At 70.9% G+C, this 12,147-nt stretch carries 6 protein-coding genes; all 6 read right to left on the bottom strand.

What is annotated here, in order from left to right; genetic code table 11:
* Positions 1-4 precede the first annotated feature (4 nt).
* The 6 genes from HHX40_RS22770 to HHX40_RS22745 all read right to left on the bottom strand — a co-directional run bounded on the left by HHX40_RS22770 (position 5) and on the right by HHX40_RS22745 (position 12,145).
* The gene (locus HHX40_RS22770) at positions 5-2,782 is read right to left on the bottom strand and encodes an ATP-binding protein (RefSeq protein ID WP_182882227.1); all 2,778 of its coding nucleotides are present in this window, start codon (positions 2,780-2,782) and stop codon (positions 5-7) included.
* Between the two features lie 403 nt (positions 2,783-3,185).
* Positions 3,186-4,925: a 2-isopropylmalate synthase gene (gene leuA / locus HHX40_RS22765; RefSeq protein ID WP_182882282.1), complete on the bottom strand. Its 1,740-nt coding sequence runs from the start codon at positions 4,923-4,925 to the stop codon at positions 3,186-3,188.
* A 37-nt stretch (positions 4,926-4,962) separates the two neighbouring features.
* Positions 4,963-5,301, bottom strand: a complete 339-nt coding sequence (locus HHX40_RS22760) for a hydroxyisourate hydrolase (protein ID WP_182877561.1) — start codon at positions 5,299-5,301, stop codon at positions 4,963-4,965.
* Positions 5,302-5,695: 394 nt separating this feature from the next.
* A complete protein-coding gene (locus tag HHX40_RS22755; RefSeq protein WP_182882226.1) occupies positions 5,696-8,203 on the bottom strand; it encodes an AfsR/SARP family transcriptional regulator in 2,508 nt (835 codons plus the stop codon).
* Positions 8,204-8,363: 160 nt separating this feature from the next.
* Entirely contained in the window at positions 8,364-11,429 is a 3,066-nt protein-coding gene (locus HHX40_RS22750; RefSeq protein ID WP_182882225.1) for an AfsR/SARP family transcriptional regulator, read from the bottom strand.
* A 548-nt stretch (positions 11,430-11,977) separates the two neighbouring features.
* Positions 11,978-12,145, bottom strand: coding sequence for a hypothetical protein (locus tag HHX40_RS22745; RefSeq protein WP_165900889.1), 168 nt, complete (start codon positions 12,143-12,145; stop codon positions 11,978-11,980).
* Positions 12,146-12,147: the final 2 nt, after the last annotated feature.

Raw genomic sequence — 12,147 nt, 5'->3', positions numbered from 1 at the left:
CGACTCAGCCGACGGCGGCCCCGCCAAACTCGAGGACCGCGGGCAGGTCGGCCCGGCTGCTGATGTCGAGCTTGCGGTAGATCCGGGTGAGGTGCTGCTCCACCGTGCTCACCGTGAGGTAGAGCTCACCGGCGATCTCCCGGTTGGTGTGCCCGGCGGCGGCCAGCACCGCGACCCGGCGCTCGGCCTCGCTCAGCAGCGCCGCGCTGCCCCCGCTCAGAGCCGGGGAGGCCTGCTTGCCGGTCTCGGCCGCCGCCTGCGCGCCGCCGATCTCGGCGCCGCACTCCTTCATCAGGGCCCGCGCTCGAATCATGATCATGCCGACTCTCCGGTGCTCGCCCAGACCGCGGTAGGCCTCCGCCAGGTCGAAGAGCGAGCGGGCCTGCTCGTAGCGGTCGCCGCCGTTCTGCAGCATGTCGGCGGACTTGCGCAGGAGCATCGGCCGGTGCCGCAGCTCGCTGGTGGCCGCCAGCAGGCGGATCGTCATGCCGAGCTCCCGCGGCGTGCGGGAGTTGCAGCGGGACAACTGGTCCTCGATCAGGCGGGAGGCCTGCTCGGAACGGCCCATCTGCAGGCAGGCCTCGGCGGCGCCGGCCCGCCACGGCAGCAGGCCCGGCACGTCCAGGCCCCACCTGCCGGTCAGCTCGCCGCAGAGCTGGAAGTCCCGCAGGGCCAGTGCCGCCTGCCCGACCGCCAGGCTGTAGCGGCCCCTGGCGTACAGGTAGTGCAGGCCGTACCGGCTCTCGAACATGGCGTCCAGCACGGGCCGGTCGAGGATGTCGTGCACGTCGTCGAACCGGCCCATCGCGGTCAGCGCGATCACCAGGCTGCCGAGCGGGCTGCCCACCGTGACACCCCAGCTCGTGATGGGCATGATCTCCAATGCCGCCCGCGCGTACTGCTCGGCGCTGACCATGTCGCCCTGCCGTACGGCCATCTCGGCGCGGATGGCCGAGAGCCTGGCCTGGCGGCTCGGGGCGCGCCGAGAGGACGCCTCGACGCTGAACAGGTCGCACAGCGGCGCGGCCTTCTCCGCCTGCCCGCCGTAGGTGAGCGCGAGCAGCGCGCACTCCACGGTGTCCATCGACATCTCGTCCAGGCGCGCGAGCCGCAGGATGCGCTCGACGGCGATCAGGGCGCCCTCGTGCGGGCCGTTGACGAGCACCTGCGCGAGCGCGGTCGCCGTCTCCAGACGGCGCCCCGCGGCCACCGACACCAGGGCGGTTCCGGTGTCCGCGCGCGGCTCGCCGAGCTTGGACGCGAAGGCGGGATGGGTGGCGCGCAGCCACGGGCGCGCGATGTTGAGCTCCATCACCGTCTCGGGGTCGCTCTCGTAGCCGGCCGTCAGATGCTCGATCACGTCCTGCGCGTCGTCGTACCGGCCGTGCCAGAGCAGCGCGCGGGCCAGGACCACGCCGTCGCTGCCGCGCAGGTGACCGCGCTGCATCGCCTCGGTGAGATCGGCCAGGTGCCGGTCGGGCGCCTCAGGGTTGATGCGCCACTCGGCACGCACCAGCATCGTGGCGATCTTGAGGCGGCGCCGCTCGTCGGTGCACGCCTGCCACGCGAGGCGCAGGTAGTCCACGCCACGCTCGGTGCGGCCCTCGCGCAGCGCGTCCCTGGCCGCGTCCTCCAGCACCGGCACCACCCAGGGCGCGTCGATCGGGCCGGCCTGGACGAGGTGATCGGCGATCACCGACGTGGCCGCGCCGTCCGCGTGCGCCAGTTCGGCCGCGCGGCGGTGCAGGTCCCGGCGCTCGTCGAGGCCCACCTCGGCCAGCACGGCCGTACGGGCCGACTCGTGCCGGAACCGGCCCACGCTGAGCACGCCGCCGGCCGTCAGGGCGTTCATGGCCCTGCTGATCTGGGTGTGCCCCAGGCCGAGCAGCCGGTCGAGCGAGTCGGTGTCGCCGAGCACCGCCAGGCACCGGGCGATCCGGAGCAGTTCGGGCTCTCCTCGGTGCAGGCAGGTCAGCACGGCCTGGCCGTACCGCTCGCCGACCACCGGCTCGTCCGTCACCGGCTCGCCGTCCCTCTCCCGCGGCCCGCCGAGGTAGTCCTCGATGAGGGCGGCGGCCAGCAGCGGGTTGCCGGCGCTGAACGCGTACCAGTCCTCCGCGAAGCGGACCGCGACCTCCTCGCCCGCCCGCTCGCGCACGAGCGTGTGCACGCCCTGCCGGGACAGCGGGTTGAGCTGCACGACACCGCAGTACGGCTGGCGCAGCAGGTCGGTCCAGAAGAAGGTGTCGGTGCTGCGCACGTAGTCGGAGTAACTGAAGATCACCATGATCCGGGCGAAGCGTACGCGCCGGGCGAGGTACGCCAGGCACAGCAACGACGGACGGTCGGCGTAGTGCACGTCGTCGACCACGATCACCAGGGGATAGCGCTCCGACAGCTCCAGCAGCACGGTGCACAGAGCGTGCGCGATCTGGGCGTCCACCTGGTCCAGGGTCTCGGAGGCGAGCCCGGAGCTCATCGCGGTCTGCTTGCCCTCCTCAAGCAGCGCGAGCGCGCGCACGCGCTCCTCCTCCACCAGCGGCGCCTCTTCGATGAGCTGGCCGAGCACGCCGAGCGGCAGGTCCTGCTCCATGCGGGACGCGGTCGCGGCGACGGGCAGGGCGCCCAGCTCCACGGCCTGCTCGGCGAACGCGTCGAGCAGTGCGCTCTTGCCGGTGGCGACGGTGCCGCTGAGCATCGCGACCTTGCCCTTGCCCGTCAGCGCGGCCGCCAGCATCTCCTGTAACGAGGTCAGTGCCTCGTCTCTCTCAATCAAGTTCATCAAGCGGGCCCCCTCCAGCTGAGCTTCCGTCCTTACGAATGGACGCTTGCCTGCTTGTTGGAGACGATGGTCTCGCCGGCCGCTTTTGGATCGCTATCGCGCGCTTATCCCCACTCCTGCGTCCCCGCCATAAGCTCGTGAGCTGGGAATTCACCGCGATTTCGCGACCAGGGACGGGCCGCACCGGGACGCGCGACACCCGCCGCCCCGCCCGTGACAGGGCGGAGGCGGCGGGCGCGTCAGAACTTCAGCGGGCGGCCGGAGGGAGTACGCAGGTCGGGCGCTTCGTCCCTGGCCGTGGGGCGCCCCGAGGGCCGGCTCTTCTTCAGCTGCTTTCGCGTCATCGCGTCGTGCCCTTCCGTACGGGGCCCGTGGACGAGGGCCGGAGGTCGGTCGTGCGCGGTCACGCGGTGGTGGCCAGCCGCCGCCTGCGCGGGCGCCCGTGGGCCTCGCCCAGTTCGCGGTGGTTCCTGCCGGAGGGCTCGACGAGCCGGGCGGCCCGGTGGACGACGGCCTGCACCGCGCGGAGCGCGGCGGTCTCGGCGTCCCGCTCGATCCCCACGCCCCAGTGCGTGCGGTTCCCCAGGCGGCACTCGGCGTAGACCGCGACCCCCGCCGCGACGTCCTGTTCCCCCTGGCCGACGCCGGTCCGGTGGACGGCGCGGACCTCGATCCCCCACTCGGCGAGGCTCACCCGGAGCGCCTGCAGCGCGTCGGCGCGCTCCGCGCCGACCTCGAACCCGCCGCCGTCCACGTGCAGTTCGACGGCGAGCGGCTCCGGCCCGAAGACGGGCGGCCCGGGCGGGCACGTGTACTCGCTCTCGAACAGCTCCCGCACCCCACTGGGGGTGATCTCCATGCCTTCGCTGTCGGCCCGCCGCTGCACCACCCGGGCGAAGTCGATCTGCAGGTCGCGCGGCAGGTGCCTGCCGTACCAGGTGCTCATGATGTAGGCGACGCCGCCCTTGCCGGACTGGCTGTTGATCCGCACCACGGCCTCGTAGGTCCGGCCCACGTCCGCGGGATCGACGGGCAGGTACGGCATGTCCCAGGGCATCTCGTCCATGGGGGCGCCGAGCGCGGCGGCCTCCCGCTCCAGCGCGTCGAAGCCCTTCTTGATGGCGTCCTGGTGGGAGCCGGAGAAGGAGGTGTAGACGAGGTCGCCCCCGTAGGGGTGGCGCGGGTGGACCGGAATGCCGTTGCACTCCTCCACGACACGGCGGATCGCGTTGAGGTCGGAGAAGTCGATGCCCGGGTCGACGCCGTGGCTGAACAGGTTCATGCCGAGCGTGACCAGGTCCACGTTGCCCGCGCGCTCGCCGTTGCCGAACAGGCAGCCCTCGATGCGCTGCGCGCCGGCCATCATGGCCAGCTCCGCCGAGGCGACGCCGGTCCCCCGGTCGTTGTGCGGGTGGATGGACAGGCAGACGTGCTCCCGCCGGGACAGGTTGCGGTCGAGCCACTCGATCTGGTCGGCGAAGACGTTGGGCGTGCTCCGCTCGACGGTCGACGGGAAGTTCAGGATGATGTCCCGCCCGGGGCCGGGCTGCCAGACGTCCATGACCGCCTCGCAGACCTCGAGGGCGAAGTCCAGCTCGGTGTCGCTGAACAGCTCGGGAGAGTACTGGAAGCCCAGGTCGCAGTCGCTCAGCGTCTTGTCCGCGTACTTCATCATCAGGCGCGTGCCCTGGACGGCCAGGTCCTTGCACTCGTCCCTGGTCATCCCGAACACCAGCCGCCGGAACAACGGCGACGTCGCGTTGTACAGGTGGATGGTGGCGCGGGGAGCGCCTTCGAGGCTCTCCACGGTCCGCCGGATCAACTCGTCACGTGCCTGCACCAGGACGGAGACGCGGACGTCGTCGGGGATCAGGTCGCGCTCGATGAGCTCGCGCAGGAAGGCGTGGTCGTCCTCGCTCGCCACGGGGAAGCCGACCTCGATCTCCTTGTAGCCCATCCGGACCAGCAGATCGAACATGGCCATCTTGCGCGCCGGGCTCATCGGACTGGCCAGCGACTGGTTGCCGTCGCGGAGGTCGGTGGAAAGCCAGCGAGGCGCCCGCGTGATGACGTTGTCGGGCCAGCGGCGGCCGGGCAGCCGGACGGGTTCGGGTGCGCGGTAGCGCCGCAGCGCCTTGGTCATCCTCGTCAACGGAAGATCCCTTCTCTCTGGCTCAGGGTTAACCGTTCGAACCGAAATACGTCGAATAAGAATAAGGCGACAGCGTCACCTGGATCTGGAAAGAGGAAACGTCACCGACGATGCGGAACATCACGGCGATCTCCGGATAGGCGGCGGTCATTCCGAGATTGACGAAGTAGTGGTCGCTGTCGAATATCATGCGGTAGAGCCCGCGCTCCAACTGGGCGGTGTCCCATCCCTTCACGACGCCCGCCCCGTCGGTCTCGGCGGTGGTCACATGCCACCAGATGCCGTCGACCTCGCGCTCCAGGCGCAAACGAACGCCGGCCGCGCCGCGGCCGAAAACGCTGTCCAACGCCTGCGCCGTAATGTTCATCTCTCCGCACACCTGTCTATCGGACCCGCGGGGACCGATCTCGAAGTCTCCAGTGACGTGTTCCGGGTCGCTTCCGCACAGCCTCGCAGCGCCGGCTATCGGTTCACCTTCGCCGCTCTATCGGGGGTGCGTGGCCGCGAACGGGTGCCGGACAACCGGGGCGAGGCCACCCGGACAAGGGTGCCTAGGGGTGTGAACGCGCCTGCCGATCCTCTTATAGTGATATCAGCGAAAGCGCAATTTTGAACGATTTGTGAGCCTCATGCGAGGTGACGCCACTGAGTGCGCGGTAACCGGCAGAAGCCGTGATTCCAGCGATGAGAGACGAACGAGTCGCACGTACGAAAATGGAGCCGTCGGGAATCGACCCGACGGCTCCATTCGTTTGCCCGGATCACTTGCGGGCGGGGGTTTCCACGTTCCGCGGAGAGGGCCCGGAGGCCGGACGGCCACGGGCCGGCCGGGCGGAACGCCGGCCGGGTGCCTGCGTCTTCTCCTCGTCGAGACGGCTCGCCACCACGCGGCGGGCGCCGGCCTCGTCGAAGCGGCCCGACTCGCGTTCCAGCAGACCGATACGGCGGATGGTGAGGGCCACGCCGTGGTCGTCACCGGTCTGCCGGAACAGCTCCAGCGCCGTGTCGAGGCTGCCGCGAGCGTCGGCGAAACGCTGCTCCGCGGCCGACAGCAGGCCCGTGGAGTAGTGCATCGCCGCCTGTCCCCTGCGGTCTCCGGCCTGGCGGGCGGCCGCCATCGCCACGTTGTTCGTGTTGCGCCAGTCGTCCAAGTAGACCCTGGACTCGAAAAAGGGCGCGGCGCAGATGGCCAGGTCCCAGGACAGCTCGGCGAGACCGGCCTGGGCCGCCTGGCGGATCCCGGACACCAGGGTCAGCCGTTCGCGCTCGTACCACGGGAGCGGCTGCTGGACGAGCCGGCGGACCAGCGTGTCGGGCAGCGGCCAGCGGGCGGCGCCGCTGTGGAGGCCCGCGTAGTCGTCGCCGTACTGCTCGCGGCGCGCGTCCCGGGCGAGGTGGAGCAGGCAGCTCAGCACCCTGGCCAGCGCGGCGCCGCGCTCGGCGGCCGGTTCCTCCGCGGCCAGGCGCTCCCTGGCGAAGACCCGGATGAGGTCGTGGAAACGGTACCGGCTGTGGGCGCCCCGCCCGGTCCCGGTGATCTCGACGAGCTGGGCGTCGGCCAGGTCGTCCATCAGGTCCTGAGTTTCGTGCAGCGGCCGGTCCAGCAACGCGGCGCTGACCCACGAGGGGAACGGCTGGAAGTCGAGGATGGCGAGCCGGCGGAACAGCCTGCGGGCCACCTCGCCGGTGCTCTCGTAGGCGACGGCGATGCTGGCCCTCATGCCCATCCCGCCGTGCCTGAGCTCGTCCAGCCGACGGGTCTCGTCCTGCAGCCGCCCCGCCAGCTGCTCGATGCTCCAGTGCGGATGGGCGGAAAGACGTGATCCGGCGATGCGCAGCGCGAGCGGCAACTGACCGCAGAGCTCGGCGAGGGCCTGTGCCGACGCCGGCTCCGACCGCACCCGGTCCTCTCCCGCGATGTGGGCCAGCAGCCGCATCGACTGGTCCGGGTCGAAGGTCTCCACCTCGACGTTACGCGCGCCGGGCAGGCCGGTCAGCCTGCTGCGGCTGGTGACGATGACCGAGCAGTCGGAGCTGCCCGGCAGCAACGGCACCACCTGGCTCTCGCCCGCCGCGTCGTCGAGCACCACGAGCGTCGTGCGGCCGGCCAGGAGGCCGCGGTACATCTCGGCCCGCTCGTCCAGCGTCTCCGGTACCGCGCCGCCCGGGACGCCGAGCGCCCGCAGGAACCGGCCCAGCACGTCGAACGGATGCACGGGGCGCGCCGTCCCGCCATGAAGGGCGGCGAACAGCTGCCCGTCGGGGAACCGCTCCGCCACGGTGTGGGCGGTGTGGACGGCGAGGGTGCTCTTGCCGACGCCCGGCTTGCCGGTGATGACCGCGATCGGCACGGCGAACGGCGCCCGTTCTCCCGGGGACGGCGTGATGAGGCGGCGTACGGCGTCGACCTCCGGGGCCCGGCCGGTGAAGTCGGCGATGCCGGCCGGCAGCATCCGCGGGGCGCCGGTACGAGGAGCCGTCACGGCGACGCCCGCCGCGGCCGCCGGCGCGGGCGCCGGCCGCCCCGTCTCGACGGAGACCCGGATCGCCTGTTCGAGCCGGCGCAGCCGCTCGTTCGGCTCGATCCCCAGCTCCTCGACGAGGATCCGCCTGCCCTCGCGGTAGACGTGCAGGGCCTCGGCCTCCCGTCCCGACTGGTAGAGAGCGGTCATCAGCTGGCCGCGCAGTTGCTCGCGCAGCGGATACCGCTCCACCAGTTCCGTCAGCTCGGCTATCACCTCCCGATGCCGCCCCAGGGAGAGCTCCAGCTCGATGCACTTCTCGTGGGCGGTGATCCGGTCCTCGGTGAGGCGGCGGGCGGCCGCCCGGATCAGCCTGCTGTCCATCCCCTCCAGCGCGTGGCCGCGCCACAGGGCGAGCGCCTCGCGGTAGTGCCCGACGGCGGCCTCGGCCGCGCCGGCCGCGCCGGACCGCCGGGCCAGCAGGATCAGGTTCTGGAAGCGGTCGCAGTCGAGTTCGTCGTCGTCCCCGACCTCGATCGCGTACCCCTGGGAATGAGTGGAGATCAGGTTGGGCCGGCCGTACTGGGCGAAGACCCGGCGCAGGGCCGAGATGCAGATCTGCACCTGTGAGCGGCAGGTCGTGGGCGGGTTGTCGTCGTAGACCGCCTCGATGAGCCTGCCGATGGACGTGCCCCGGCTGTGGTCCAGCAGGAGCACGGCGAGAGCCGTCTGCTGTCTCGTGCTGCCCAGGTCCACGCGATGCGCGCCGTCCACGACTTCCAGAGGCCCGAGAATGCGAAACTTCACCGCGTGACTCCTTGCACTTATCGGACCCGTCCCCCGGGCCCACAAGGATGATCGGTTTCACACGTTGATGGGGATGGACGAAAAGATTACCGTTGCGGACCGATCCTATGACCCAACCGATGGGGATTCCAACAGGTTGGCAGTCCCGGCAGCGGCCGGGTTAGGACATGCCGGCCCGATGCGTGGGCGTCGCCAGCACGACCCGCAGCCGCTCGGCCACCTCCGGACCCAGCTTCGCCGCGATGGTCAGGATGCGCGCGACGGCCTCCACGGCCGACGCGTCCTCGCCCCGCACCCGGTGCGCGTCCCGGAGCAGCTTGAGGACGTTGACCTCGTCCAGCGGCACACCCAGCGTGGCGAACAGGTCGAGCGCCTGCTCGGCGGCGGTCACCGCGCCGGCGGAGTCGCCCTCTGCCAGGGCGAGTTCGGCCAGCGCCGCCAGCACCCGGCCCCTGCTGAGCCGGTCGTCGGTGGTGGTGGCCAGCATCAGGGCGTGCCGCAGCGTGCCGCTCGCCTCGGCCCTGGCGCCGAGCCGCAGCTTCGCCAGGCCCGTGCAGATCAGGGCGTACGACTCGCCCATGGGGTCACCGATCTTCTGGTAGACGGCGAGCGCCGCCTCCACGATCCTGAGCGCCTCCGCCGACCGGCCCAGCTCCAGGTAGGTGTAGCCCAGCCTGACCTGGATGTAGGCCTTCTGACGCCCGCTGACGCCGCCGGCCAGTTCCATCGCGTCCGACAGCAGGGCCTCGGCGCCCTCGGGGTCGGAGAACAACAGCCGGATCTGTGCGAGGTGGCAGAGCACGTTGCTCGTGTTGCTCGGCGTGCCGTGGCGCCGCGAGAGGTCGAGCGCCTGCCGGCACCGCTCGGCCGCGGCGTCCAGCTGTCCGGTGACCAGGTGGAGATAGCCGAGGTTGGCCAGCGCGGTGGCGAGGGAGCGCTGGTCGTCGAGCTCGGTGAACAGCTGGATCGCCGCCAGGTAGTCGCGGCGCGCGTCGTCGAACCTGCGCTCGTTGGAGGCCAGCGCGCCGTTGACGTACAGCATGGCGGCCTGCCCGGCCGTGTCCCCCGCCTGCTGCACGGCGGCCATCGCGATCTGCTGCGCCTCGCGCCAGTCGTCGAGGTAGAACCGCGAGAGGAAGAAGGTGGCGGCGCCGAGCGCCAGCCCCCAGCAGACCTCCGTCAGACCGGCCTGCGCCGACTGCCTGATGCCCGAGACCAGGATGGACCGTTCTCGTTCGAACCAGGCCAGCGGGTGCTCCACCAGCCGGTCGACCAGGACCTCGGGCAGCGACCACGCCGGGGGCGGGATCAGGAGGCGGTCCTCCAGCTCCTTCCGCCTGGCCGCGTCGACCAGGGTCAGCAGGCCGCCGAGCATCCGGCCCAGGGCCGCGCTGCGCTCGGCGATGGGTTCCTCGGCCGCCAGGCGCTCGCGGGCGAAGACCCTTATGAGGTCGTGGAAGCGGTAGTGGGCGTTGATGCCACGGCCGGTGCCGGTCGTCTCCAGCAACTGGGCGTCGGCGAGGTCGTCCAGCAGGTCCTGCGCCTCGGCGACGGGCCGGTCGAGCAGGGCCGCGCCGAGCCAGGCGGTGATGATGTCGCAGTCCAGGATGGCCAGGCGCCGGAACAGCCGCCTCGCGTCGCCGCTCACGCTCTCGTACGTCAGGGAGATGCTCGCCCTGATCCCCATCTCGCCGTGCTTGAGCTCGTCCAGCCGCCGGGTCTCGTCCCCCAGCCGCTCCACGAGCTGCTCGATGCTCCAGTGGGGACGGGCGGCCAGCCGGGCGCCCGCGATGCGCAGGGCCAGCGGAAGGTGGCCGCAGAGCTCGGCCAGGGCCACCGCGAAGTCGGGCTCGGACTGCACTCGCTCGGCCCCCGCGATGCGGGAGAGCAGGTCCAGCGACTGCGCCGAGTCGAAGACGTCCACCTCGACGTGCACGGCGCCCGACAGCCCGGCCAGGCGGCTCCTGCTGCTGAGGACGACCGCCGCGTTGGGGCTGCCGGGGAGCAGGGGCAGCACCTGGCCTTCGGTGCCGACGTCGTCCAGGACGATCAGGACCTTCTTGTCGGCGAGCAGCATGCGGTAGAGCTCGGCCCGCTCCTCCAGCCCCTCCGGGACGGCGGAGCCCGTCACGCCGAGCGCCCGCAGGAATCGTTCCAGCACCCTGATGGCGGCGACCGACCGGGAGGAGCCGCCGTGGAGCTTGGCGTAGAGCTGGCCGTCCGGATAGTGCTCGACGATCCGGTGTGCCACGTGCACCGCCATCGTGCTCTTGCCGATGCCGGGCTTGCCGGCCAGCGCGACGATGGGCACGGCGTATCTGCCGGGACCGCCGCCGGAGCCCACCAGCCGCTCCAGGATCTCGTCCACGAGCTTGGACCGGCCGCTGAAGTCGGCGATGTCGGTCGGCAGCAGCCGGGGCACGGCGACCGGCGGAGAGGGCGGCGCAGGCGTGCTCACCCGCACGGCGGTCGCCGGCAGGTTCAGCCCGGGGTCCGAGGTGAGGATCGCGTGCTGGAGCCTCTGGAGCCGCTCGTGCGGCTCGATCCCCAACTCGTCGATCATGACGCGTCGCGCCTGGTTGTAGGCCTGCAGGGCCTCGGCCTGACGGCCGGAACGGTAGAGGGCCAGCATGAGCTGCCCCCGCAGCCGTTCGCGGAGCGGATACTGTGCCACCAGCGCGGTCAGCTCGCCCACCAGCTCGTGGTGGCGGCCGAGGTCGAACTCCAGGTCGACGCAGTCCTCGTTGGCCGCGATCCGGTCCTCGTCCAGGCGCATCGCGGCCGCCTGGACCACCCGGCTCTCGATGCCCTCCAGGGCCGGGCCCCGCCACAGGGCGAGTGCGTCGCGGTACCGGGCCACCGCCTCCTCGGCGCGGTTCGCCGTCCGGGCCTGCTTGGCCTGGCGCAGGAGGTGTTCGAATCGGCCCAGGTCGAACCCCTCGTCGGTGATGCGCACCGAATAGCCGTTCGACTGCGTCACGATGATGTCGGGCCTGCCGCAGTTGCCGAACAGGCGCCGCAGGGCCGAGACGCAGATCTGGATCTGGGCTTTGGCGGTCGGCGGAGGGGCGTCGTCGTAGATGGTCTCCGTGAGGCGGGAGACGGTGACAGTCCGGCCCGCCTCCAGGAGCAGCGCGGCGAGGACGGTCTGTTGTCTGGCTCCCCCGAGCTCCAGCCTTCGGTCGGTGAGAACGACCTCAAGTGGGCCCAGGATCCGGAAGTCCACCCACATCTCCTGTTGGGCTGGCGTAGCTCCCCCAAGCCGAAGGACCTGACGGAGAGATTAATCCATCCCAATCGTGTGTGCTACGTCCGAACCTCGACAGCTGAGCCGTTCTCGATGACTTTCAGTCACTGTGATGCCAGGTGTCCCGCAAAGTCTCTTTCCGAATGAAAGCGGTAATACAAACGTATAAGACAAATGACAGACCGACGGCCCCCGCACCCTCGGCGTGCGGCACGAGACCATGCTGTTCGTGTCCCCCCTGCCACACGCCGAGCGCCGTCGTCGTGGCACCCGGCGAGCCCGCCCCCCTCGGCTGCTTCGACCGGGCACCACCCGTCATGGGCTGATTTCTCAGAGTGCGCGTACGTTTCGCCGACGATCCGTCCAGAGCGGCACACCGCGTCGGCTTCGACTTCCCCCAGATCGGGAAAGCCCCCCTACCCCCACCGATCCCGCTCCATAGGGAGCGGACCGGGCACAGTCAGAATCACAGGATTCGATTTCCAGCCGGCAACAAGAATTCACTCATTCTTAACGGGGAGCCCCGATCACGGAAAACCGCAGCAGAGCTTGGTGGCGGGCACCTCGTAGACCGGCTTGACGTCAACGACGGCACCGGCGGCGGCGCCTCCGCTGAGCGGGAAGGCGACGAACGCGAACGTGACGACCATGGCACCGACGATCCGGCCGAGACGCGACAGCAGGTGGTTCTTCATCT

The organism is Microbispora sp. H10949 (assembly GCF_014161435.1).
GTDB lineage: Bacteria > Actinomycetota > Actinomycetes > Streptosporangiales > Streptosporangiaceae > Microbispora > Microbispora triticiradicis.
The sequence above is the reverse complement of the archived record's forward strand: the minus strand, read 5'-3'. Positions and strand labels throughout refer to the sequence as shown.

Coding starts and splice junctions, on each gene's coding strand:
- HHX40_RS22760 (WP_182877561.1), bottom strand. CDS start 5,301: ATGAACATTACGGCGCAGGCGTTGGACAGCGTTTTCGGCCGCGGCGCG.
- leuA (WP_182882282.1), bottom strand. CDS start 4,925: ATGACCAAGGCGCTGCGGCGCTACCGCGCACCCGAACCCGTCCGGCTG.
- HHX40_RS22745 (WP_165900889.1), bottom strand. CDS start 12,145: ATGAAGAACCACCTGCTGTCGCGTCTCGGCCGGATCGTCGGTGCCATG.
- HHX40_RS22770 (WP_182882227.1), bottom strand. CDS start 2,782: ATGAACTTGATTGAGAGAGACGAGGCACTGACCTCGTTACAGGAGATG.